Below are 24,050 nucleotides of genomic sequence, written 5' to 3'. Positions count from 1 at the left end.
TCTGAAGCGGTTGATCCGAATTTGGAAATCGATGCAGCAGAGCATCGCAAACGAACCTTCAGGAACAAAACACCTCGAAAGCGCCCATCCGGCATGAAACTTTTTCCAGACAATCCGCCACCCACGCACATCCGTCCCCTGGAGATCACGGGAAACCACCGTGACGTGGCCGCGCCCGCCCTGATCCGCGACACCTGGAAAATCGTCCTGTTCGCGTTTCTGCCCCTGTTGGCCTGGTCGTTCCTGGCCCATCTCCAGGAGGTGGCCAACGCGCCGGGTCAGGTGATGCCGAGCGGATCGGTGCATACCATCCAGCACCTCGAGGGTGGGATCATCGAGGAAGTATTAGTGCGCGAAAATGCCATCGTCAAGGCGAATGATCCCCTTTTCCGTCTCGATGGAACCCAGGTGAACGCCGAACTGGAACAGATCGACGCCAGGATCGCCGGACTGGAGGCGCGGGCCATCCGCGCGCGGGCCTTTGCCGAGAATTGGGAGGCCGATTTCTCCCCGATCCCGGCCCGTTTCTGCAAGCTGGCCGATGGACAGCGCCAGGCCCTGGCCGAACAGGAGATCGCCCTGGAAAACGCCAAACAGGTGGTGCGCGCCCAGATCGCGCAACGCAACTCGGAGCTGCAATCCCTGCTCGCCGCCCTCGACACCGCCCGTGGACAGGTCACCCTGACCTCCAGAATGCTCGAAATCCGCGAGACCCTGTTGCAGCAGAAAGCCGTGTCCCGCATCGTCTATCTGGAGACCCTCAAGGCCAGGGAGACCGCCCTCGGCGAGGTGAAACGGATCAACAAACAGATCGAAAACATCCGCGGTGCCATCGCCGAGGCCCATGGCCGGCTCAAACAGACCGAAGCCGATGCCCGACGCCAGTCCAGCGACGAGATGACCCTGATCACCAACGAACTGGCCCAGGTACGCGAACAACGCCTGGAGATCCTCGATCGCGCCACCCGTCTGACAGTCCGCGCGCCGGTCGGCGGCATCGCCCAGGAGGTGAACATCACCTCGCGAATGGTGCCACCCGGCGGCATCCTGACCCGGATCGTGCCGGTTCGGGACCGGATGCAGATCGAAATCCACATCTCCCCCAAGGATATCGGACGGGTACGGGTCGGGGCCCCGGTGACCATCAAGTTGAGCAGCTATTCGTTCGTCTATTTCGGTCGCATCCAGGGTGTCCTCACCTCGGTGTCGCCCAGCACCCTGCTCGACGAAAAGAAAGAGCCCTACTACAAAGGGATCGTCACCCTCGACAAGGGCCATCTCGGCGACGACCCGGACAAAAATCCGATCCTGCCCGGCATGCTCGCCCAGGTGGACATCTCCCTGGATCAGCGCCGGGTGATCGAAATCCTGTGGGAACCGGTTTTCAACACGGTCCACGACGCCTTCAAGGAGCATTGATTGATCTGAATCCCCCGTATATACGGAAATTTATATGTAATCAGGAGTCTCATGCCCAAGGATATTCACGGCCTGCCGGAAGGAGCGGGACAACCAGGCACCATCGTGGTGCTGGGGATCACCTCGCTGCTCATCAATTTACTGGGACTGATGGTACCCCTGCTGTTGATGCAGGTGTTCAACCGCATCATTCCGAACCAGGCCCTCAACACCCTGTCGATGCTGGTGATCACCGTGCTGATCGCCCTGATGGTGGATGGCGCCATCCAGACCCTGCGCTCCCATGTGGTGGGCTGGATCGGCGCCCGTTTCGTCCACAAGGGGAGCTGTCGCCTGCTGCGCCGCCTGCTGTTCGCCGAACCCCGCGAGTTCGAACGGGTCGATGGCGCCAAATACCTGGAACAGATGAACGCCATCCACACCATCGGCGATCTCTACTCCGGCCAGGCGATGATCGCCCTGTTCGATCTCCCGTTCCTGCTGCTGTTTCTGTTCATGATCTTCAAGCTCGGCGGCATCCTGCTGTTGATCCCGCTGCTCTCGGTGGGAGCCATCTCGATCTTCTCCTCGGTGATGGGCGAAAAGCTCCACAAGACCCTCGACACCGACATGCGCGTCAACCAGCGCCGCTTCAGCTTCATCACCGAAACCTTAAGCCGCATCCATGCCGTGAAATCCATGGCCATGGAGGCGCAAATGCTGCGCCGCTACGAGATGTTGCAGCTCGGCGGGCTGCGCCACACCTACGACATCATCTTTCGCGGCGGCATCATCCCGGTATTCTCCTCGTTCGCCAGCCAGGCGAGCACCGCCCTCATCGTCGGTCTGGGCGCGCTCCAGGTGATCCACGGCGACATGACCACCGGCGGACTGGCCGCCTGCACCATGCTGGCCGGTCGCATCATGCAACCCCTGCAAACCCTGGTGCGCGGCTGGACCAAGCTGCAATCGACCCGGTTGGCCAAGGCGCAAATCGACGAACTGTTCGGGCTTCCGCAACGTCCGCCGCCCGTCGAGTCCGACACCCTGGAAGGGATCGAGGGGGGAATCGAGCTGCACCACGTCACCTGTCGCTTCGATCAGGATGCCCCTCTGTTCAACGATCTCACCCTCACCATCGAGCCGAACCGTTGCATCGGTCTGATCGGCAAGAGCGGGGATGGCAAGACCACGCTGTTGAAACTGATCGCCGGCGCGGTGCTGCCCACCGAGGGGGAGGTGCGCATCGACGGGGTGAACCGTACCCGACTGCCGGCCCATCTGCACGCCGGCATCGGCTACGTGCCCCAGGTCGGGGTGCTGTTCAACGCCACGTTGCTCGAAAACCTCACCATGTTCAACGAGTCGCGCAACCACACGGCCCTCCGGATCGCCACCGAACTGGGACTGGATGCCATCGTGGCGCGCATGCCGCAAGGCTATCAGACCCCGATCGGCGAAGGGGTGTCGGACATCCTGCCCGCCGGCGTCATCCAGCGCATCGCCATCATCCGCGTGCTGGCCATGGAGCCGAAAATCCTGTTGTTCGACGAGGCCAACACCGCCATCGACTCGGCAGGCGACATCCTGCTGCGCAACCATCTGGAGACCCTCAAGGGGCGCTGCACGCTGCTGCTGGTCTCGGAACGCCCCTCCCTGTTGCGCATCACCGACCGGTGCTATCAGTTCAAGGATGGGACGCTCGCCCCTCTGACCAACTTCATGGACGCCCTCAATCCTCCCGCGCCGCCAGCCAGCGACCCCGCGGTCCCGGCTCCGACGCTGCCCCATGCCGCCCTGCTCGCGGCCAGCCTGGACCCATCGGCTCGGGAGAATCCGAACGGTCCTGCGCCGACGATCCCCACCGACGGAGAGACGTCGGACGAAATCGCATCCCCACCCCGGCACCGGGAGGACTGGCGTCTCCTTCTGGACCAGATGCCTGGCAAGAACCGCTTCACCCATTGTCTGGGCGGATTGTTGGAGTCCCTGCGCTGGCGCGGCACGGGCCGTCAACTCGCCGAGGCGATCCCCCATCTGATGGGGGAACTGGACCTGACCGGTCTTTGCAACGTCATGGCCAACCTGAACTTCACCCACAAAATGGAGCGCGGCGAGATCGGCTCCGTGGATGCGCGCCTGACCCCGTTTCTGTTCGTGTTCGACGACGGGCGCGTGGAGGTGATCCAGGAAAAACGGTCCGCCACCACCATGGTGGTGGCCAGTCCGGAGGCGGAATCGACCAACGCGGTCGTGGAACTGGAAGGCCATGGGACCGCCTTTTTCTTCTCCCCCCCCCAGGAGGAGCCGGCCACGCGCATGGGCTGGGTCCGGACCCAACTGTTGCGGTTTCGCCAGCTGATCTGGAACCTCATGGCGATCACCATCATCGGCAACATCATGACCACCGCCATGCCGATCTACGTGATGGTGGTCTACGACCGGGTGATCCCCACCGGCTCGATCTCCACCGGCATGGTGATGCTGATCGGCACCCTGTTCGCCCTGCTGGTGGATGCCTCGTTACGGATCCATCGCGTCCATCTGCTCGCCTACATCGGCACCAAGCTGGAACGTTCGTTGAGCGGCATCATCCTCAACCAGATTCTCGGTCTGCCCGCCGCCCTCACCGAACAGATCTCCGCCGGCAACCAGGTGTCGCGTCTGCGCTCCCTGGAGGTGGTCCGCGAAATCATGACCGGACCGCTGGCCATGCTTTTTTACGACATCCCGACCACCCTGTTGTTCCTGATCACTCTGTCGTTCATCAGCCCGAACGTTATCGCCATGATGATGCTGCTGATCGCCGCCATGGTGCTGGTGGCCGTCGCCCTGCTGCCGGTGATCCAGATCCGTTCGAATCTGGCATCCCAGTACAACTCCCGCCTGCAAGCCTTTCTCACCGAAGCCTTGAGCCGCATCCAGACCATCCAGAGCACCCATTCCGAGGAGATCTGGTTCGAGCGGTTCCGGGATCTCTCCGGCAAGGCCACCCTGGCCAACTTCAAGCTGGCGATGCTCTCCAACCACATGACCACCCTGGCGCGCCTGTTGACCATGGCCGCCGGCGTCGGCGTGATGAACGACACCGCCCGTTCGGTGGTCGCCTCGGACATCAACCATACCGGCGTGGTGATCGCCTCGATGCTGATGACCTGGCGGATCCTCTCGCCGCTTCAGACCCTTTTTCTGGGCATCACCAAGATCGTCGGCATCGTCAACAGCGTCACCCAACTCGACCGGCTCATGGAACTCAAACCGGAACGGGGCTTTGGTTCGCTCTCCAAGGCGCGCAAGGAGTTCCAGGGGGAGATCGCCTTCGCGCGCGTCTCGTTCCGCTACTCCTCGGACGCGGAACCGGCCCTGGTGGGCGTTTCGTTCCGGGTTTCCGCCGGCTCGGTGGTGGCGGTGATCGGAGCCAACGGCTCGGGAAAATCCACCCTGATCAAAATGATCCTGGGACTCTACGACCCCCAGGCCGGCAGCGTGCTGATCGACAACAACGACATCCGGCAGATCAATGCCTTGCAGTTGCGCCACGCCATCGGTTATCTGCCCCAGCAGTGCGACATCTTCTTCGGTTCCGTGGCCCAGAATCTGCGTCTGGTGCGCCCGGACGCCAGCGACGAGGAGCTGCGCGAGGCCTGCGCGCGCGCCGGGCTGCTCGAAGAGATCATGCAGATGCCCAAGGGGTTCGAATCGCGCCTTCAGGACAGCCGCAGCGATCAGCTCTCCGCCGGCTTCAAGCAGCGGCTCTCCCTGGCGCGAGCCCTGTTGAAAAAAAGCCGCATCATGCTTTTCGACGAGCCGGCCAACAACATGGACGCCAAGAGCGAAGCCCTGTTCCGACAGGCGGTGCAGGAGATGCGTGGCACCACCACCATCTTCATCGTCACCCACCGACCCAGCCACTTGAAACTGGCCGATCAGGTGCTCTTTCTCGATCGGGGCTATCTGCGCGCCGCCGGCCCGCCGGCGGAAATCGAAAAACTTCTGCCCAGATCATTCGTGTAGTCGCGCCAGTCTGGCCGGTTGGCTGGTCACGGGTCCAACTTGCATGATGGGGGGATAGCCCCCTCACCCCCCGTACCATGGACCTTCCCTTCGGGAGTTCCATGGTAATCAGGAGCCCATTATCATGTTCACAAACCGTTTTTCCAGACACTTGAGCGAGGCGCAAATCCTCGAGGAGTCCGGTGTCTCCGGCTCGGTGAAGCTGGTGCTGGTCGCCACCCTGCTGGTGACGCTCCTGTTGCTGTGGCTCGCGGCGGTCATCCAGGCCAACGAGGCGGTCAAGGTGACCGGTGAGTTTCTCCCAACGCTCGGAGTACGGCGCATCCAGCCCGCAGAGAGCGGCATTCTGACCGAAATCACCGTGGTCAACGGTCAAAACGTGCGCAAGGGGGAGCTTTTGGCCCGCCTGAAAAATGCCCAGGCCGAGGCCGAGGAGAGCCAGGTCGAGGCGCGGCTGATGGGACTCAAGGCCAGAAAAACCCGTCTGGAGGCGTTCCTGGCCGGAACCGAGCCTGACTTCACCGGCATTCCGAACAAATACATCGATGTGATCCGCGAGCAACGCAGCCTGCTGGATACCCAGAACCAGGTACGGGAGAAAAGTTTGTGGGTCTTCGACTCCCAGATCCAACAGAAACGCACCGAAATCGAACTGGCCTCCCAGAATCTGCGCAACATGGAAAAAAGCGCGGAGGTCGATGGAGATCTTTTGGAGTTGAAGGAGAACCTGGGCAAGAAAAACCTCATCTCGCGCCTCTCCCAGTTGGAGTCCAAGCGGGTCTACACGGACAGCACCGGCAAGGTCAAAACGTTGCGGGTGCAGATCCAACAGAATCAGAGCGCCCTCGATGAGGTTCTGGCCAAGCGCGGTTCCTATGAAAAGGAGCTGCGCAATCAAGCCAGTCAGGAACTGGGCGGGGTCAAGAACGAAATCAGCCAGGTGACCACCCTGTTGGAACGCCTGCGCGACCGCCGCAACAACCTGGACATCTTCGCGCCGGTCCATGGTCAGGTGCAGGACTCCCGCGCCACCACCGTGGGCGGGGTGTTCAGTCCCCGCGACGTGCTCATGGAGATCGTGCCCGAAGAGGATACCCTGCAACTGGAGGTCAACATCTCCCCCAAGGATATCGGCTATGTGCACCCCGGACAGACCGTGGCCATTCAGGTGACCAGCTTTGATCTCAACCGGTTCGGCGGGGTCGAGGGACGGTTGATTTCGCTTTCGCCCTTCACGCGGATGGACAAGGACGGCTCGGTCTTCTATAAAGGAATCGTCAAGCCCGATCGCCTGTTCGTCGGAGAACCGGGAGCCGGACACGCCATCGTGCCGGGCATGAAAGCCAAGGCTGACATCATCTCGGGAAGCCGCACCATTCTCTCCTACATCCTCAACCCGCTCACCCGTCCGGAACGACACGCCTCGCTCCTGGATGAACTGGCGACGATCTGGCAGGCCATCCACCAGCTTTTCGATCTCCCGTCAGGGAGTTCCACGGGGGGAGGATTGACGGGGGCTGCCCCATCCTGCACGTTTTTCGCATCAACCTGACACCAACGGTGCCTCGGACATGGAACCACTGCCCCTGACCAAGCGTCAGATCGAAATCTTGAAGCTGATCCAGGCCGGATACAGCAACAAGGAGGTCGCGCGCCGGCTGGAGATCTCCGATGGCACGGTCAAACAGCATCTGGTGGAGATCTTCCGCCGCCTCAAGGTCAACAACCGCACCAAGGCCGCCCAGATGGTCACCCGCGCCGAGGAGGAGTTTCTGTTTCTCTCCCCCGCGCAAAAAGATGACGCCGGGCGCACCCGAAGCGTCGTCCGCGCCCCGGTCAACTCGGCGTTGTTGCAGCCGTTGCACTGCGTCGGCATGCGTCCCCATGCCCCGAGTCTCCTGCTGCACCGCCTGGGCACCGAGGCCTACAACCGTCTGAACCGTCTGCTGCGCGAGTGCTGCGCCTTGGCCGCGCGGCGCTTCGAAGGGGTGGTGCAGGGGAGTATCGAAGGCCCCCTGGTGCTGTTCGGCGCGCGGATCGTCCGCGAGGACGACGCCCTGCGCGCCGTCTGTTGCGCCGGCATGATCATGGATGAGCTGGAAAAGGGGTTCCCGGAGCTGGTCCCGCTCGCCGACTGGGTGCGGGTGATGGTCTATTCGGTGCAGGTGGTCAGCTCCACCGATGGCCACAACACCACCTTGCAGGGAGATCTGCACCATCCGGATTTCACCGGATCCGGAGTCCGGACCATCGGACACGGCATTCATCTCTCCCCCGGCACGGCGCAGGATCTCGATCGTCTGTTCGCCCGGCACGGTCTGATCTCGACCCTCTTTCCGGGCTGCGGGGTGCTCAACAACCACTTCCACCCTGTCCCGATCGCCGCGAACACCCCCTTCGTGGGTCGCGACACCGAACTCGACGAACTGCATCGCCGGGTGGCCAAGCTCATGCGCGGCGACTCGGAATCGACCCTGGTGGTGGGCGAGGTTGGTTTCGGCGAGACCCGGCTGGTGCGTCAGTTGCGCATGGAGACCGCCCAGCGCAAGGAGATCCTCTGGCTCGCCGGCACCTGTCACACCGTGGCGCGCACCATTCCCCTGCATCCGTTCGTGCCGATTCTGGAGAGTCTGGCCCAGACCGATCGCACCCTTCCAGCGCGTACACGCTGGAACCATCTGGAAGAGTGGATGAGCCGTTTGCCGGTGCCCTGGAATCGCATCGGCAAGCGGTTTCTGGCCCTGGCGCAGGAGACCGAGCCCCCTCCGCGCATGCAGCAGGGGGATGCCCTGCACTCCGAGCTGACCGAATTTCTGCTCACCCTGTTTTCCGCCAGTCCGCACGCGGTGATCGTCCACATCGACAACGCCCAGTGGAGCGATCCCTACTCGCGTCTGTTGTTGCCGGGTCTGGCGGGTCGCCTGAATCATACGAAGGTGTGGTTGATCCTGTCGGGACGCAAGGCGGAGTTGCGTTCCCTGGCCAATCATCTGTCGTTCAGCGTGCTCTCCCTGATGCGTCTGCCCAACCGGGACATTTTGCGGTTGTTGAAGCAGATGCCGGTTGCCAAGCGGTTGGACGCGGTACAGATCGACATGTTGTTGGAGTGGAGTCGCGGGGTACCGTTGTTCGCGGTGGAGATCGCCCAGCATCTGGCCGGGATGAAGAAATCGGCGCTTCAGGAGACCATTCAGGCCCAGGATCTGTTTCCCGAGTCGCTTTTCTGCACGGTGATGGAGCGGTTGCATGCCTTGACCGGCATGGACTGGAAGTTGATCCGCGCCTTGGCGGCCAGCCCTCACGAGGTGCCGATGGAGGAGTTGCTTGCCTGGAATCTGCATGGGGATGGGGCCACCACGGAGGCCAGTGTCAATCATCTGGAACAGGCGGGTTTGTTGCGTTTCGCGACGCGCGGGACGGTGCGGGTCATTTCGTTCGGCAACGAGATGGTGCGTGCCGCGATTCGCAAGACCCTGCCTGAACGGGATTTGAGGTGAGGCCGGGATGCGTTCTGCCCCTCCGTGATGACGGATGAGCATCCCACCGCCCTGCCACGCCTCACCGACCTACTCCACTCCGTCCAACCGCTTCTTCAACAACAACAAATCCTCCCACAACGCCCGCTTCGACAACGGCGCACGCAAACAATAGGTCGGATGATAGGTCGCGATCACCGGAATGCCGCGCCATACATGCACCTGCCCGCGCGCCTTGGTCAACCGCCCCACATCCCCCAACAACGTCTCCACCACCACCTTGCCCAACGCCACGATCGCTCTGGGACGGATCGTCTCCAACTCCTCGATCCAATACCCCTGACACAACCGTATCTCATCCCCCCTCGGCGCCCGATCCGCCGGCGGACGACACTTGACCAGATGGGTGACATACACCTCCTGCCGCCCCAACCCCAAACCACGCAACATCCCCTCGAACAACTCCCGACCATCCCCAGCCAAGGCCATCCCCTTGGACTCCTCCGCCTCACCCGGCGCATCGATGATCCACACCACCGGCGCATCCGCAGGACCACCCCCATACAACGCCTTGCGCCGGGTCAATGAAAGCGCGCAAGCCTGACAACCGGCCACACGCCCAGCCCGCTCGGCCAACAACGCCACCCGCTCATCCAACGGCAAAGGTGACGTCAGCAGACGATCCAGCGAAACAGGCACCGGCTCATCGATCACGCTGGGCGGAACCGGCGCAACCTCGGGCACGATCGGAACGGATAAACGGGGAACAGGCGTGACGGGAAGCTTTAATGGAGGATGCTGCCATCCCCACGCCTCCCCGGTGAGTCGATCAATCCCACACGCACGCCAGTACCGCAACGTGGACAAAAGGGCAGATCGGGTATCCATGGGCTGGATCCTCACCGGGACGCGGGTCGGAACAACCCGATCACATCAAGGACGCACGATGATGGGTCGGACGCATCGAATAGGCGGCGGCATCCTGCTTGAGTTTCATGAGTTTTCTTTGCAGGATCAGAGCGGTTTGATAGGTCTCGATTCCTTTAATTACGGTCATTTTTTCAATGGTATCGTAAATTTCGTAATCGTTTTTCTTGGATATGATGCGTAAAGCTTCCATAAGAGACTCCTTGCAGCGGGGGTTGTGATTCTCATGCCAAGAATAGCATTTTCCCTGCCAAGATCTCTTCATTCGAATTGTCAAGGGTTTGCATGTCAGGCGTCAAAAGCCCTCGGTTTCAATAGGTCTTTTGCGTGCTCTGCGACGCGCGCGCAACCACTCGCGCAACACCCAGTAAAGCGTGCCCAGAATCACCGTTCCACCGCAGAACATGCCGACGAAAATGGAATAATCGAAACGATATGAATCGGTTAACGGATCATAGGTGGTGCAGAAAAACCGCACCCGACGCACCAACTCCTCGACCGGCGTCTCCTCCAGAGTGGAGGGGGTACCGAGGATGAGGGTGCGCAGCGGTTCGGTGAGCAGCTGGGTCTGAAAGGACTCTCCATACACCTGGCGATAGACCTTGCCCTGGGCATCGACCACGGTGGCCTGCACCACATGGTCAAACCCTTTGGGAGAAGGGGCGAAGACGAAGCCGAGTTGATGGGTCAACCGGGTGAGGGTCTCCGGAGAGCCGCTCAACAGAGTCCAGTTCGGCTGTTTCTCGATCCCCTGCTGCCGACCGAAGTGGGCCATGGCTTTCGGCTTGTCGTAACGGGTGTCGAAACCGATGCTGACGACGTTGAAACTCTGCTCGCCAAACCCCTCGCGGGCCTTTTCCACCACCGAGGCCAGATAACGGGTGGCGATCGAGCAGGTGTGATAGCAACTGGTGTAGATCAGGCTGATGATCAGAGGCTTGCCGAGAAAGGTGGAGAGTTCCACCTTCTCGCCCGCCGGATTGGTGAAGGTGTAGGCCTCCAGGGTGCGCCCGATGGCGGCCTGACTGGCCTCCACCGCCGCCTGGGCGTTGAAGACCGGATCACGCCCCTTGCCCACCGGGGCCTCGGCCCGCGACAGACCAGGAACGCACCAGATCCCGACCAGGACGATCATCAAGAGGGAACGGATCTGTAAACCCGCGTGGACAAACATGACACAGACCTCAGCCGATGGAGACCCTGCACGGCAGACGTGGATGAAGCGACGCGGCTGAAAATCCGAAAGCGCGCTCAAACCGGAATGAGACTGCCCTCGATGTAGAGAGCGGCCAAAAAAAGCGCAAGCTGGATCAGGGAGGCGCGAAAGCTGACCATCGCCTGGGACGAGGTGGGATTATGCACCAGACGCCAGCTTTTCGCCAAGAAGATCGCGCTTCCGGTCAGGGCGCCGAGCAGATAGACCCAACCCATGCCGAAAAAGGCCGGGAGCAGGGAGGCGATGGCCAACAGCACGGTGTTGAAAAAGACGGTGCGGGCCGCGTGAGACTCGCCGGCCACCACCGGGAGCATCGGGATGCCGGCCTGGTCGTACTCCTTTTTCAAGGCGATGGCGAGGCTCCAGAAGTGCGGCGGGGTCCACAGAAAGAGGATGAAGGCCAGGGACATGGCCAACGGAGTCGGTTCCGGATGGAGAATGGCGGTTCCGGAGAGGATGGCGAAGCTGCCGGCCAGACCACCGATGACGATGTTGAGCCAGGTGCGCCGCTTAAGCCAGACCGTATAGACCACGCCGTAAAAAAAGGCCCCCATGAAGACATGGATGGCCGCGACCGGGTTGATGTAATGCCACACCAGCCCGACCGGGACCACCACCAGCAGCGCGAAGAAGAGCAGCCACGACGGGGAGTGCGGCAGGGCGCCGGTGACGAAAGGCCGGTTGCGGGTTCGCTCCATGCGGGCATCGATGTCGTGGTCGTGGTAATGGTTCAGCCCGCCCGCCGCGCCGGCGGAGAGCAGCACGGCCACGATCAACAGGGTGATCTCGAACGCGGAAGGGGCAGGTCCGGGCATCGCGACGATGCCGGCCCCGGCGGTCAGGGCCATGGCCACGCCGATGCGCAGCTTGAAGAGAATCAGGATCTGCTTGACCAGGGAGAACATGCCCATGCCTCTTGAAAAAATATCGAGAAAAACTTGATTAAATCAATGGAAGGCTAACAAACAAGAATAAATTGCGCAAGACGGAGAACCCGGGATGGGCCCGAAAGCCCATCCCGGGGTGAAAATCGTATCAGTTCATCGGCCAGATCGACGAAAGATACTTGGCGTTGATGAAGAAGTAGATGACGAAGGATGCCAGGAAGACCAGGGCCAGCACGAAGGTACCCTTGGCCTGGGCGCCGCCGTCACCGGCCTGCTCGATCGGGGCCAGACCCAGCTTGCCGGGCTGCTCGATGGTGTAGCAGGAGGAGGCCATCGGGAAGCCGAAGCTGGAAAACAGGCTGGCGCCCGGATCCAGACGCTTGCCGAAGACCAGCGAACCCACGGCGATCAGGCAGAACAACCCGCCACCCACGGCTGCCAGCAGACCACCGAGACCGGCGATACCCATCATGGTGACGGCGGTTCCCGCGAACTGGAATTGCAGGGCCGCATCCGAGAAGTTGATGTCCCAGTGACGACGCGGGACACCCAGGGTGCCGGCGCCGAGCAGGAACAGGATGAGGATCAGCATGCCGCCGCCGAAGATGTAGGGCTGCCATTTGCAGGCGTTCGGCCAGATCAGCTGGCGCCGGAACAGCACCGGGATCAGGAAGAAGGTGATCGCCATGAAGGCCATGGTGGTGCCGACCGCGACGGTCGCATGGAAGTGACCGGGCACGAAGATGGTGTTGTGGATGATCAGGTTGATCTGCTCGGTACCCATGACCACGCCGGTGATGCCGCCGATGAAGCCGAACACGATCAGGGAGATGAACATGCTCGAGAAGACCGGGTTGGCCCAGGGAGCCTTGCGCAGCCACTCGAACAGGCCGTTGTTGAAGCCTTTCTTGCGTTGGGCGACTTCGATGCAGCCCGGCACGGTCAGACCATGGATCATGCTGGCGAGCACGGCCAGATACATGGCATAGCTGGTGTTGAAGACCTTCCAGGTGGAGCTGACGCCCGGATCGGCCAGGATGTGGTGCGCACTGGCCAGTTGCAGAAAGAGGATGTAGAGCAGGAAGGCGGTACGGCTGACCTTCTCCGACATGGGACGGGCGCCGAACAGGATGGCGGCGATGGCATACCAGATGGAGACGTGGGCCGCCACGTTGATCTGCTGGGAGGAGTGACCCAGAGCCCACCAGATGGTGCGGTACATCAGCGGATCGATGTGGTTGATGAAGCCCAGGGACCACAGCAGCGTCGGGATCAGGATCACGGCGCCCGAGGCGATGGTGAAGATGGCGATGATGGTGGCGGTGAGAGCGCCAAAGGTGACCAGCGGGATGGAGCCGTCATAGGTCTTCTCCTGCTTGGCGACCACGAGGGTGGCCAGGAAGAGGAAGCAACCGATCAGCGCGCCCACGGCGAACAGGATCAGGCCGAGGTAGAAGATCGGCTCCGCCGGCATCGGCACGTAGGAGGTGAACATGACGCTCGAGTTGCCGCGCAGGAAGGCGACCATGGTCAGCGTGGAGCCGGCCACCATCAGCAAAAAGCCGATCCAGCCGATTCCGGGCGTCGCAGGCCGGGTGCGCAGCAGCGTGGACGATGCGAAATAGAGCACCGCCATTTCGAAGAAGATGATCCAGAAGATCAGGATGGCCGTTCCATGGATGGAGAGGGCCAGATAGAAGTTCTCCGCGCTCAGGATGTGCAGGGAGGGCATGCGGGTCAAGGCGACGAGCAGACCCAGGATACCGCCCAACAGCAGATAGACCACGCCGAAGACGGCATGAGCCTTCATGAGCGATTCAGCCGATTTGTGGAAAAACAGGCCCGTATCCGGGCATTGACGAAACATTTTGGCGGCCATGTATGCGCTCTCCCTTATTTCACGAAGATCTTGCCCAACATGGTGTGATGGCCGACGCCGCAATATTCGTTGCAGACGATGGCGAACTCACCCGATTGGTCCGGGGTGATGGTGACGACGGTCTCGTAACCAGGCAGGATCTGGAGATTGATGTTGGTCGGTTGCAGGGAGAAGCCATGCTGCCAATCCAGGGAGGAGATATGCAGGCGATAGGATTTGTTCTTCTCCAGCTCCAGGATCGGCCACCACTGCCAGAGACGACCCAGCATGTAGACATCGCTGCCCGCCGGGGGATGGACCACCGGGATGTTGGACTTGGCGTCGGTGCGCACGGTATGGGCCTTGGCCATGGCGTTGGCCTTGGACTCGAACACCTCGGGCGGGGTCTTGTAGGATTCGTTGGAGAGGTTTTGCTTGCCATACAGATGCCAGTAAGGCATCCACAGGAAGAGCACCAGACACCACAACAAGGCGATGATGATCCAGATCATCTCGATGCCGTGGACCGGTTCCTTCCACCAGAGTCTCCGCGAGGGAGGCAGAATGCTCATGCGATAACCCTCCTTCCAATGTAATTGCGCATAGATGTTCCTTTGAATTTTGAAAGTTTATTTCACGGCTGGGATGGAAATGATCTCCATGATCCCCCACAGGAGATAGAAGACCGTGGGAAAAAGAACACCAATCAGCAGCAGCATGAAGGGGTTATCCAAAAGCTGTTGCATGCCGGGTACTGGCTCGTTCGGGTCGTCGTCTTCGATTTTTTGCATGATAATGTCCTCGCCTTGGAGTGTAGAAGTTGATAAATAAACGATCTTTATCGGGAAATTCTTGGGGAGCGACCCCACGCCCCCATCCGTGAAAATCTCCGCAAGGGCGTTTCACGGAATAACAACCAACCGCGCCTCTTTCGATCGTCGCAATTTAATGCAGTCATGACACGTATTCCTTGACCTGCATCAAGGAAGATCAAAAAAAACGAATTTTACCACATCGCGCCTCGCCAACCCCGACGCTTGACGCGCTCACGTACTCTGTTGCACACTGTTATTTCATCCGATTTCCAATGCATGATCCGAATTTTACCGGTCCACCCACCATCCGAACCGTGCAGCCCAACCCGCGGGAACCAAACCTTGACACCTTCCACCACGCCAGACCAATCATCCCAACCCGTGTCACGCGGTTTCACGCGCGTGGCCGTCCTGTTTCACGCCTTGGCCGGCGCGGTCCTGGTGGTCTGGGGTGACCGGGTGCATGAACACCTCCTGCTGCCGGCCACGGTGGCCACGATCCATCTCTATGTGCTCGGCGTGTTGACCATGAGCCTGATCGGCCTGGCGCTGGAACGTCTGCCCTACTGGACCGGCCAGCCCCTCCCCTGGCCCGGTCTGAACCGCTGGACCCTTTTCTTCCTGTCGCTCGGCGCGCTGACCGTATTCCTGGGCATCGGCACCGACATGCACCGCTGGAACCTGCTCGCCGCCTCCGCCGGGGTGGGACTGGGGATCGGATTCTTCATCCTCCAGGCCGGACGGATGCTCTTTGCAGCCACCCGTCACGACGGCTTGATCCTCATCCTGAAACTCTCCATCCTCTCCCTGACCGCAGTCCTGATCCTGGGCGGGATCTTTCTGGGGGAGTACGCCCACGGTTTCATGGCGTTCGACCGCATGTCCATGGTGGGCGTCCATCTGACCCTGGGGATCTACGGCTGGGCCGGCTTGATGCTCATGGCCCTGCGCCGGAGCACCAGCGCCACCCGTGCCCGACACGACGACACCCTGCCCATGTCCGTGGTGATCGGCGCCTTCCTTTCGCTGTGTTTCATCCCATGGATGCTCTTCAACCCCAATGCCGGGGATTACTGGCTCTGGCCATGCGTGTTGCCTGGGTTCGCCACCATCGCCATGATTTCGGCCCATGCCCACAACAACCGCTTCTGGCGCGCCGGGGATCTGTTGGGGGTGGCGGCTTTCCTGGTTCTGAGCACCTGGCCCCTGGTGCCCGACGAACGGACCCGGTTCCTGTTCGGAGTCTTGATCCTGCCCGGCTGGACCCTGGGACAACTGCTCGGCATCTACGAACACCGCAATCCGGGTCGTCTGGGGGTGGTGCATCTGGCCCTGTATCTGGCCAGCGTCGCCCTGCCCGCCATGGGGCTCTTTCTGCCGTGGACGGAGTTCTGGCGGATGGGTGGCGTCGCCTGGCTGCTCCTGTCGGTGCTGTTCGTCGCCGCCCATCAAAAGGGACAGGCCCGTGACCCCGCCTGATTCACCCGCCGTCCGCATCGCGGGACTCACCCACGCCTATCCGGGCCGACGACGCCAACCACCCCGCCTGGCCCTGGACGGACTGGACCTGACCATTCCGCGCGGCTGTTTTTTCGTGCTCACCGGACCCAACGGCAGTGGAAAATCCACCCTGTTCAAGATCTTGAGCGGATTGCTGCTGCCGTCGGAAGGATCGATCCGGATCCTCGACCACGACCTGATCGCCCACCCCCATGCCGCCCGACGCGGCATGGGGGTGGTGTTCCAGCGCCCTGCCCTCGACAAACACATGACCGTGCTGGAAAACCTCAAGATCCACGCCGATCTGCACGACCTGCCAAACGATCTGTTTCAGGCCCGACTCGAGGCGGCCCTGACCTGGGGCGATCTGGGCGGACGCCTGAACGACCGGGTGGCCACCCTGTCGGGCGGGTTGGCCCGTCAGGCCGAACTGATCAAGGTGCTGCTCCACGATCCCGCCCTGCTGATTCTCGACGAACCGACCGTGGGACTCGATCCAGGGGGACGGAGCGCCTTTCTGGCCACCCTGCGCCGCCTGAAAAACCGCCACGGGGTGACGATTCTCATGACCAGCCACATCTTCGCCGAGGCCGAGCAGGCCGACCAGGTGGGCATCCTGCGCCACGGCAGACTGCTGGCCCTGGATACGCCACGCGATCTCACCCGGCGCCTCGGCGAGGAACTGCTGGTCATCGACTGCGACGAGCCTGAACAACTCGCCGCCGGTTTGAACGACCATCCAGGGTTGAAAACCCAAATCCAGAACCACGAACTGCGCATTCAAGGCGCGGAATTGCCCGTCATCATGGATACCCTGCTCAAACACCACCGCGAGAAGATCCACACCCTGGCCCTCAAGCAACCCTCCCTGGAGGATCTCTACATCCACCTGACCGGTCGCGCCCTGGCCCGTGACGAGGAGGAGAACCCATGATCCTCCGTCCCACCCTCTCCCTGGCACGCCGCGAGATGGTGCGCTTTTTCCGCCAGCCGGAACGGGTGGTGGGCAGTCTTGCCCAACCGCTGCTGATGTGGGCCCTGCTGGGGGCGGGATTCGCGCCGAGCTTCCGCGCGCCGGGCATGGAGCAGCTCTCCTACATCGAATATTTCTATCCAGGCGTGCTGTTGATGCTCATGCTCTTTGCCGGCATCTTCTCGACCATCACCCTGATCGAGGATCGCGCCCAGGGACTGATGCAGGGGGTGCTCGCCTCCCCGGCACCGCGCATCACCATCGTGCTCGGCAAGGTGACAGGCGGCATCGGCGTCGCCCTGTTCCAGGCCGTGCCCCTGCTGCTCGCCGCCCCCTTCATCGGCATCACCCTGACGGCAAGCGGCGTGATCTGGATCCTCTTCGGCTTTCTGGTCGCCTGCCTGGGCTTCACGGCGCTCGGCTTCCTGATCGCCTGGAACATGGAGAGCACCTCGGGATTCCACGCCATCATGTCGGTGTTCCTGATGCCGATGTGGATGCTCTCCGGCGCCCTGTTTCCCCTCGACCCCTCCACCGGCTGGCTCTGGACGCTGATGATCGTCAATCCGGTCACCCACGCCCTCACCCTGATCCGCGCCCCGCTCTATCAGGCGCCGGGGGTGTTCCTCACCGATCCCCACTACTGGACCGCGCTCACCATCGCCGCCGCCTGGGCAGGCCTCTGCCTCCTGCTGGCCCTGTGGCGCGTCAACCGCCTGGAACGGGGCGCTCCCCCTCCTCCCCGGTGACGAACCGGGAACTTGCCCCAGGCGTCCGCTCCGTTTATCCTGATGGCGGTTTTTTCCATTCCGCTCACGCTCGCTTGATCTCGGATCCGTCCTCGCGCCCATGCTGCACTTCGAATGGCCTTGGGTTTTTCTGCTGCTCCCCCTGCCCTGGCTGGTCAGGCGCGTTCTCTCCCCCGCGCCCCAACCGGTCGAAGCCGCGTTGGTCATCCCGTTCTGGGAGGAGTTCATCGACCTCTCCCATCCTTCGCGCGCCATCCACGCCGTCACCCCACGCTGGCGCATGCTGCTGGCGGCTTGTGCCTGGCTGCTGTTGATCCTGGCCACGGCGCGACCGGTCTGGCTGGGCGAACCTCTGGAGATCCCGGCCAGCGGTCGGGATCTGCTGCTGGCGGTGGATCTTTCGGGAAGCATGCAGACCAGGGATTTCCGCGAGAACGACCAACCGGTGGACCGGCTCACCGTGGCCAAACGGGTGGGCGCCGAATTCATCCGCCGCCGGATCGGGGATCGGGTGGGGTTGATCCTTTTCGGACTCAACGCCTACCTCCAGGCGCCGCTGACCCTGGATCGCGAAACCGCAGCGCGCCTGTTGGAGGAGGCCGAAATCGGCATGGCGGGCAATCAGACCGCCATCGGCGAGGCGGTCGGCCTGGCGGTCAAAAAAATCCGCGCACTGCCCAGGAACAGTCGCGCCCTGATCCTGGTCACCGACGGGGCCAATACCGCCGGGGTGGTCACGCCGCTCAAGGCGGCGCAACTGGCCGCAGATGAAGGAATCAAGATCTACGCGATCGGCATCGGCGCCGACGAAATGACCGTGCGTACCCTGTTCGGCACCCAGAAGGTCAACCCCTCGACCGATCTGGATGAGAAAACCCTGACCGACATGGCCGAATTGACCCACGGGCGCTACTTCCGCGCCAAGGAGACCGGACGGCTCGAGGAGATCTACCGCCTGCTCGACGAACTGGAACCGGTCAGCCGCGAACAACAGATCCTGCGCCCGGTCCGGGCCCTCTATCCCTGGCTGCTGGCCCCGGCCCTGTTGTTGGCCGGGGTGTTGTCGCTCACCGCACGGAGGGGGTGGCGGTGATCGAATCGTTCCACTGGCTGCGCCCCGCCTGGCTGATCGCGCTGTTGGCGCTGCTCCCCTTCGTGTGGCTTGTTGCGCGGACGAATCGCTCCGACCGGACCAGCGACTGGGAAAAGGTGTGCGATCCCCATCTCCTGCCCCGACTCCTCACCACGCCAGCGGTCACCCGAACCGCGCGCGGTCTGCCGCGTCTGCTGCTCGTGGCGGCCCTGCTCGCCATCCTCGCCCTGGCCGGACCGGCCTGGCGCAAGCTGCCTCAGCCGCTTTTCCAAAAGCAGGACGCCCTGGTGGTGGCGCTCGATCTCTCCTTGTCGATGGATGCCGGAGACCTGGCCCCAAGCCGGCTGGAACGGGCCAGGCTCAAGATCGCCGACCTGCTGAAACGACGCCGCGAAGGAAGCACAGCACTCATCGCCTATGCGGGGGATGCCTTTCTGGTCTCCCCCCTCACCACCGACACCGAAACCATCCGCGCCCAACTGCCCGCCCTGACCACCGAGATCATGCCCCTGTTGGGCAGTCGTCCGGAGCTGGCCCTGCATCTGGCGGGCAAGCTGTTGCAACAATCCGGGGTGGCGCGCGGAGAGATCCTGCTCATCACCGACGGCGACCTGTCGGGCGCGACACTGGAGCAGACCCGCAAGCTGACAGACGCGGGCCGGCGGCTGTCGGTGCTGGCGGTAGGCACCCCGGAAGGGGCGCCGATCCGTTTGAAAAGAGGGGGATTCTTGCAGGATTCCCAAGGCGGAATCGTCGTCCCGCGCCTGGAAGAACCCCCATTGCGAGAGCTGGCGCGGCTGGGAAAGGGTCGTTTCACCCGCCTGACCGCCGACGACGCGGATCTGGACCAACTGCTTGCCGACGAGACGACCGACGAGACCGACCCGGCGCATGCGGGAAGCGGCGTCGGCATGGCGGACCTGTGGCACGAAGAGGGGCCCTGGCTGCTGTTGCTGGCGCTTCCACTGGCCGCGCTGGGCTTTCGGCGCGGGGTGCTCGGCGTGGCGTGCGGGATGCTGCTCTGGCCTGCCACGGGGGAGGCGATCGACTGGGAGAGCCTCTGGAAACGTCCGGACCAGCAGGGCATGGAACGCTTGCAGGCCGGAGAGCCATCGGAAGCCGCGCAAAGATTCGTGGATCCGGCCTGGAAAGGGAGCGCGCTCTATCGGGCCGGGCGATTCGAGGAGGCGGAACGGGCGTTCCAGGCCCAGTCGGGTGCCGAGGGTTGGTACAATCGCGGCAATGCCCTGGCCCGTCAGGAGCGCCACGAAGAGGCGATCAACGCCTATGAGGAGGCCATGAAACGCGATCCCAACCATGCGGACGCGCGCCACAACCTCGATCTGGTCCGCAAGGTTCTGGACAAGAAGAAACAAGATCCCTCCGAGAAGAACGCGCCGAATGGTGACCAGAAGGAGCCGGGAAAAACCGATGAGCAACCCGGCGCGGAGCAGACGACGAAAGAAGCGTCCCAAAGTCGCCCGGAGCCAGGGGAAACCCGGAAGGGTGAGCCGGAACAAGCTGCGGACGACCCGAAAGGGCGCGAAGAAAAAAAAGAAAAGGAAGGTCAGGAATCTGCCGAGCCCCGGGAGGCGGAAACACGGGAGCAAGCGCGCACCGGCCAGCCCTCCCAGGGCAAGGAAGACCCCTCCGACCCGACCATGGCCGCCAGCGATGCGCGGCCAAACGATGCCGACGAGGCGAGACAGGCGGACGAGCAGTGGCTGCGACGCATTCCGGACGATCCGGGCGGACTGTTGCGCCGGAAATTTCTCTATCAATATCAGCGGCAGGGACAGAGCCGACCGGAGGGTCATCCATGGTGAGCCACATGAACCGCGCTCCGATCGGACGGATCGCCGGATGGATCCTGCTCCTCTCTCTTCTCCTGGCCGGAGCGGCGGAGTCCGCGGAGATCCAGGCGCGCGCTTCCCGCGATCCGCTGGTGACGGGCGAGTCGTTCTCCTTGATCTTCTCATCCGCCGAGAACCCGGATGGCGATCCAGACTTCTCCCCCCTGAAACGCGATTTCGAGATCCTGGACCAGAACAAGAGCAACCATTTTCAGTTCATCAACGGCCACAAGAGCCATTCGATCACCTGGACCCTGGAGCTGCTGCCCAGAAAGGCCGGCGAGATCCCCATTCCGGCCATCGCCTTCGGCAAGGATCGCAGCACGCCGCTCACCCTCAAGATTCTCTCCGCTCCGCCCCCCGCCCGTGAACAGGCCGGGCGCGACGACTCGGATCTCAGGCTCGAGGCGGAATGGAGCGGCAAGAGCGTCCATTTGCAAGAGCAGATCCTCCTTACCCTGCGATTCTTGAACGCAGCGCCGATCGCCGGAGCCTCCCTGCAAGAGCCGAAGGTGGAGAGCGGCGAGGCGCTGATCGAAAAACTCGGCGAGGACCAGGCCTATGAGACCACCCGCGATCAACGCCGTTTCATCGTCACCGAGCGACGCTACGCCCTGTTCCCGCAAAAAAGCGGCACGCTCACCATCGGCGCCATTCCCCTGACCGCCCAACTGCCAGGCGCGGACAGGAGCGGTTCGCTGTTGCGGGAGTTTTTCAACGACCCGTTCATCAAGAACTTCCCCCTCGGACCGGGACGGGCCGGCAAGACGGTCCGTCTGTCCACCGAACCCGCCAGAATCGAGGTCAAACCGGTTCCAACCGGATGGGGCGGCGGAACGTGGCTGCCGGTGCACCGGCTGGAGCTGTCGGAGAACTGGAGTCCCGAGCCACCCCGATTTCAGGTGGGCGAACCGGTCACCCGCACCCTCACCTTGCAAGCCGACGGGGCCACTGCCGCGCAACTGCCCGAATTGACCATCGCGGTCCCTCCAGGCATCAAAAGCTATCCGGACAAGCCGCGCCTGGAGGATCAAAGGCTGGTCACCGGCATCATCGGCAAGAGCGTGAACAAGATCGCCCTGATTCCGGCAACCCCCGGAGCGTTCACCCTGCCGGCCATCGAGATCCCCTGGTGGAACAGCGACGCGGGACGCATCGAGACCGCGCGACTGCCGGAACGCCGCATCACCGTGCTTCCCGCCGCCACGACCAGGCCGGATGGCAACGCTTCCCAACCGCACCCCGTCCCAAGCGTCTCCTCCCCCGCCGCGCCCGGCCCGGCCAGCGAGAAACCGGCATCCGCCGCGCCCGGCCCGGCCAGCGAAAAACCGGCATCCGCCGCGCCCGGCCCGGCCAGCGAGAAACCGGCATCCGCCGCGCCCGGCCCGGCCAGCGAGAAAACCGGCCCAGCCATCCCCGCGGCCACGGTGACGACGCCCGCCCCCTTCTGGCCCTGGCTGGCGTTCGTTCTGGGCTGCGGCTGGCTGGGAACCGCCGGGGCCTGGTGGTATCGGGCCAGGATGACCCGACGGAACGCCCCCGCGACCCCCCCCCCGCGATCCACCTCCGACCCCCTGACAGAGCCCCTGGACGCCCTCAAGCGCGCCTGCGCGGCCAACGATCCCAAGGCGGCCCACACCGCCCTGCTGCGATCCGGCATGGCCCACGCACAGATCCTCGCCGAGGAGGTCGCCCGGCTGCAAGCCGCCCTTTACAGTCCCGACCCCATCCCGTGGCACGGCGAATCACTCTGGCGCGCGACCCGGGCCGCGCTCAACCAGCCACGATCGGCCCGGAATCGGGCCGAACCCGACCCCCTGCCCCCGTTGTATCCGCGATGAACGGCCCAGGCGACCCGCACCCCCTGCCCGACGCCCGTTCCGATCCCGGTTCATCGCGGTCCGTGTCCGGCCTGTGGCTGCGCACCCCGAACCAACGCGGCGAGGATGGCCTTCCGGATGACGCGACACGGGACCACCTCCTGGACCTGGACCCGCGCCGCCATCTGCTCTGCGCCCGCTGCGGAATGCGCATCACCAACCACGCCTGGCGCATCCGCGTGGCCGCCGGTCACGAACACACGCTGTTCAACCCGCACGGGCTGGTCTTTCACATCGGTTGCTTCGCCCGCGCTCCCGGCTGCATCACCCGTGGTCCCGAGTCCCGCGAATTCACCTGGTTCAAGGACCACGGCTGGACCCTGGCCGGCTGCTCGCGCTGCTGGATCCATCTTGGCTGGCGGTTCCGCCATGACAGCGCGACAACCTTCTTCGGGCTGGTGTTGAACCGTCTGAAAGAGGGGAAAACAGACTGAATCGATCATTCGGCCTGTCTTTTCCCGAGCAAATGCGTCATGCTGGAGAAAGAGGATTTTTTGATTGACAAAATTTGTCCCGGCCCCGTTCACCAGGAATTCCGCCGCATGTCCAAGACGCGCGTCTTCATCCCGTTCTGGCTCTTCGTGTCGGGCCTGGTGGCCCTCGCCCCCTTCTCCCCGGTCCAGGCCGGGGAGTACGAAGCGGTCGGCTCCCTCAAGGAGACCCAGCGCGCCGCCAAACAGGGCTCGGTGGAGGCCCAGAACAATCTGGGCATGATCCATCGCGATGGCCTGGGGGTGCCGCGCGACTACGCCGAGGCCATCAAGTGGTATCGAATGGCCGCCGACAAGGGCCATCCCGAGGCACAATACCATCTGGCCGACATGTATCGCGATGGCAAGGGGGTCAAGAAGGATCTGAACGAAGCCAGGAAATGGTATCTTCTGGCCGCCGGGAAGAACTTTGCCGACGCCTACCTCCCCCTGGGACTCCTCTACCGTCAGGACAAAACCAATCCGGAGAGCGCCCGCGAAGCGGTGAAATGGTTGCAAAAAGGGGCGGAAGGGGGACTGGCGGATGCCCAGCATGCGCTCGGAATGCTGCTCTCCGATCCGTCCACCCCGGTGCGCGACGACGAACAGGCGCTGGTCTGGTTGAAGAAGGCCGCAGAACAGGAGTTCCCCAAGGCGCAAACCGCCCTCGGCATGCTGCTGGCCTCGGGCAACGGCGTGACGAAGGATCCGGTCCAGGCGCTCATGTGGTTGAACCTGGCGGTGACCCAGGGAGATCCGACCGCGATCAAGAAACGGGCACCCCTTTTGGAGTCCATGACCCCGGACCAGATCGCCAAGGCCAAGGAGCTGGCCGATCGCTGGATACCGCCGGCCATGAAAAAACTCACGGCGCCGGTCAAGGAGAAGACCACCCCGTGAAGCGCCATCCCGCACACGCCACCCGCAACCGTCCGCCCTGA

At 62.9% G+C, this 24,050-nt stretch carries 19 protein-coding genes; 12 read left to right on the top strand and 7 right to left on the bottom strand.

Annotated elements, in window-relative coordinates:
- Positions 1-93 precede the first annotated feature (93 nt).
- The 4 genes from ACOY6C_RS05060 to ACOY6C_RS05045 all read left to right on the top strand — a co-directional run bounded on the left by ACOY6C_RS05060 (position 94) and on the right by ACOY6C_RS05045 (position 8,909).
- Positions 94-1,419, top strand: a complete 1,326-nt coding sequence (locus ACOY6C_RS05060; RefSeq protein ID WP_420904410.1) for an HlyD family type I secretion periplasmic adaptor subunit — start codon at positions 94-96, stop codon at positions 1,417-1,419.
- Between the two features lie 51 nt (positions 1,420-1,470).
- A complete protein-coding gene (locus ACOY6C_RS05055; protein WP_420904409.1) occupies positions 1,471-5,412 on the top strand; it encodes an ATP-binding cassette domain-containing protein in 3,942 nt (1,313 codons plus the stop codon).
- A 124-nt stretch (positions 5,413-5,536) separates the two neighbouring features.
- The gene (locus ACOY6C_RS05050; protein ID WP_420904408.1) at positions 5,537-6,964 is read left to right on the top strand and encodes an HlyD family type I secretion periplasmic adaptor subunit; all 1,428 of its coding nucleotides are present in this window, start codon (positions 5,537-5,539) and stop codon (positions 6,962-6,964) included.
- A gap of 19 nt (positions 6,965-6,983) precedes the next feature.
- Entirely contained in the window at positions 6,984-8,909 is a 1,926-nt protein-coding gene (locus ACOY6C_RS05045) for an AAA family ATPase (protein ID WP_420904407.1), read from the top strand.
- 69 nt (positions 8,910-8,978) lie between these two features.
- Here ACOY6C_RS05045 and ACOY6C_RS05040 read toward each other — a convergent pair whose 3' ends face one another.
- The 7 genes from ACOY6C_RS05040 to ACOY6C_RS05010 form a co-directional block, all read right to left on the bottom strand.
- Positions 8,979-9,776 (bottom strand): uracil-DNA glycosylase, encoded by a 798-nt coding sequence (locus tag ACOY6C_RS05040; protein WP_420904406.1) that lies wholly within the window; start codon positions 9,774-9,776, stop codon positions 8,979-8,981.
- 40 nt (positions 9,777-9,816) lie between these two features.
- On the bottom strand, positions 9,817-10,008 hold the full coding sequence (locus ACOY6C_RS05035) for a hypothetical protein (protein ID WP_420904405.1): 192 nt from the start codon (positions 10,006-10,008) through the stop codon (positions 9,817-9,819).
- Positions 10,009-10,110: 102 nt separating this feature from the next.
- Positions 10,111-10,989: an SCO family protein gene (locus tag ACOY6C_RS05030; RefSeq protein ID WP_420904404.1), complete on the bottom strand. Its 879-nt coding sequence runs from the start codon at positions 10,987-10,989 to the stop codon at positions 10,111-10,113.
- A 77-nt stretch (positions 10,990-11,066) separates the two neighbouring features.
- A complete protein-coding gene (cyoE, locus tag ACOY6C_RS05025) occupies positions 11,067-11,942 on the bottom strand; it encodes a heme o synthase (protein WP_420904403.1) in 876 nt (291 codons plus the stop codon).
- Positions 11,943-12,066: 124 nt separating this feature from the next.
- Positions 12,067-13,797, bottom strand: coding sequence for a cbb3-type cytochrome c oxidase subunit I (locus tag ACOY6C_RS05020; RefSeq protein WP_420904402.1), 1,731 nt, complete (start codon positions 13,795-13,797; stop codon positions 12,067-12,069).
- A gap of 14 nt (positions 13,798-13,811) precedes the next feature.
- Positions 13,812-14,348, bottom strand: coding sequence for a cupredoxin domain-containing protein (locus tag ACOY6C_RS05015; protein WP_420904401.1), 537 nt, complete (start codon positions 14,346-14,348; stop codon positions 13,812-13,814).
- 57 nt (positions 14,349-14,405) lie between these two features.
- The gene (locus ACOY6C_RS05010) at positions 14,406-14,567 is read right to left on the bottom strand and encodes a hypothetical protein (protein ID WP_420904400.1); all 162 of its coding nucleotides are present in this window, start codon (positions 14,565-14,567) and stop codon (positions 14,406-14,408) included.
- Positions 14,568-14,993: 426 nt separating this feature from the next.
- Here ACOY6C_RS05010 and ACOY6C_RS05005 point away from each other — a divergent pair, with 426 nt between their 5' ends.
- The 8 genes from ACOY6C_RS05005 (at position 14,994) to ACOY6C_RS04970 (ending at position 24,009) form a co-directional block, all read left to right on the top strand.
- Positions 14,994-16,070 carry a hypothetical protein gene (locus ACOY6C_RS05005; protein WP_420904399.1) on the top strand — a complete coding sequence of 359 codons (1,077 nt, stop codon included), beginning with the start codon at positions 14,994-14,996 and terminating at the stop codon, positions 16,068-16,070.
- Positions 16,057-17,025, top strand: coding sequence for an ABC transporter ATP-binding protein (locus ACOY6C_RS05000; RefSeq protein ID WP_420904398.1), 969 nt, complete (start codon positions 16,057-16,059; stop codon positions 17,023-17,025). Before ACOY6C_RS05005 ends, ACOY6C_RS05000 begins: the two co-directional genes overlap by 14 nt.
- Entirely contained in the window at positions 17,022-17,813 is a 792-nt protein-coding gene (locus ACOY6C_RS04995) for an ABC transporter permease (RefSeq protein WP_420904397.1), read from the top strand. Before ACOY6C_RS05000 ends, ACOY6C_RS04995 begins: the two co-directional genes overlap by 4 nt.
- Positions 17,814-17,913: 100 nt before the next feature.
- Entirely contained in the window at positions 17,914-18,906 is a 993-nt protein-coding gene (locus tag ACOY6C_RS04990; protein WP_420904396.1) for a vWA domain-containing protein, read from the top strand.
- The gene (locus tag ACOY6C_RS04985) at positions 18,903-20,732 is read left to right on the top strand and encodes a VWA domain-containing protein (protein WP_420904395.1); all 1,830 of its coding nucleotides are present in this window, start codon (positions 18,903-18,905) and stop codon (positions 20,730-20,732) included. The genes ACOY6C_RS04990 and ACOY6C_RS04985 overlap by 4 nt, the downstream gene beginning before the upstream one ends.
- Before the next feature lie 5 nt (positions 20,733-20,737).
- Complete coding sequence (locus ACOY6C_RS04980; protein ID WP_420904394.1) at positions 20,738-22,600, top strand: BatD family protein; 1,863 nt, start codon at positions 20,738-20,740, stop codon at positions 22,598-22,600.
- A 62-nt stretch (positions 22,601-22,662) separates the two neighbouring features.
- Positions 22,663-23,073, top strand: a complete 411-nt coding sequence (locus tag ACOY6C_RS04975) for a cereblon family protein (protein ID WP_420904393.1) — start codon at positions 22,663-22,665, stop codon at positions 23,071-23,073.
- A gap of 108 nt (positions 23,074-23,181) precedes the next feature.
- Positions 23,182-24,009: a tetratricopeptide repeat protein gene (locus ACOY6C_RS04970; RefSeq protein ID WP_420904392.1), complete on the top strand. Its 828-nt coding sequence runs from the start codon at positions 23,182-23,184 to the stop codon at positions 24,007-24,009.
- Positions 24,010-24,050 lie beyond the last annotated feature (41 nt).

It is taken from the genome of Candidatus Magnetaquiglobus chichijimensis, assembly GCF_045865675.1.
Taxonomy (GTDB): Bacteria; Pseudomonadota; Magnetococcia; order Magnetococcales; family Magnetaquicoccaceae; genus Magnetaquiglobus; species Magnetaquiglobus chichijimensis.
This window is presented reverse-complemented; position numbering and strand designations above follow the sequence as displayed.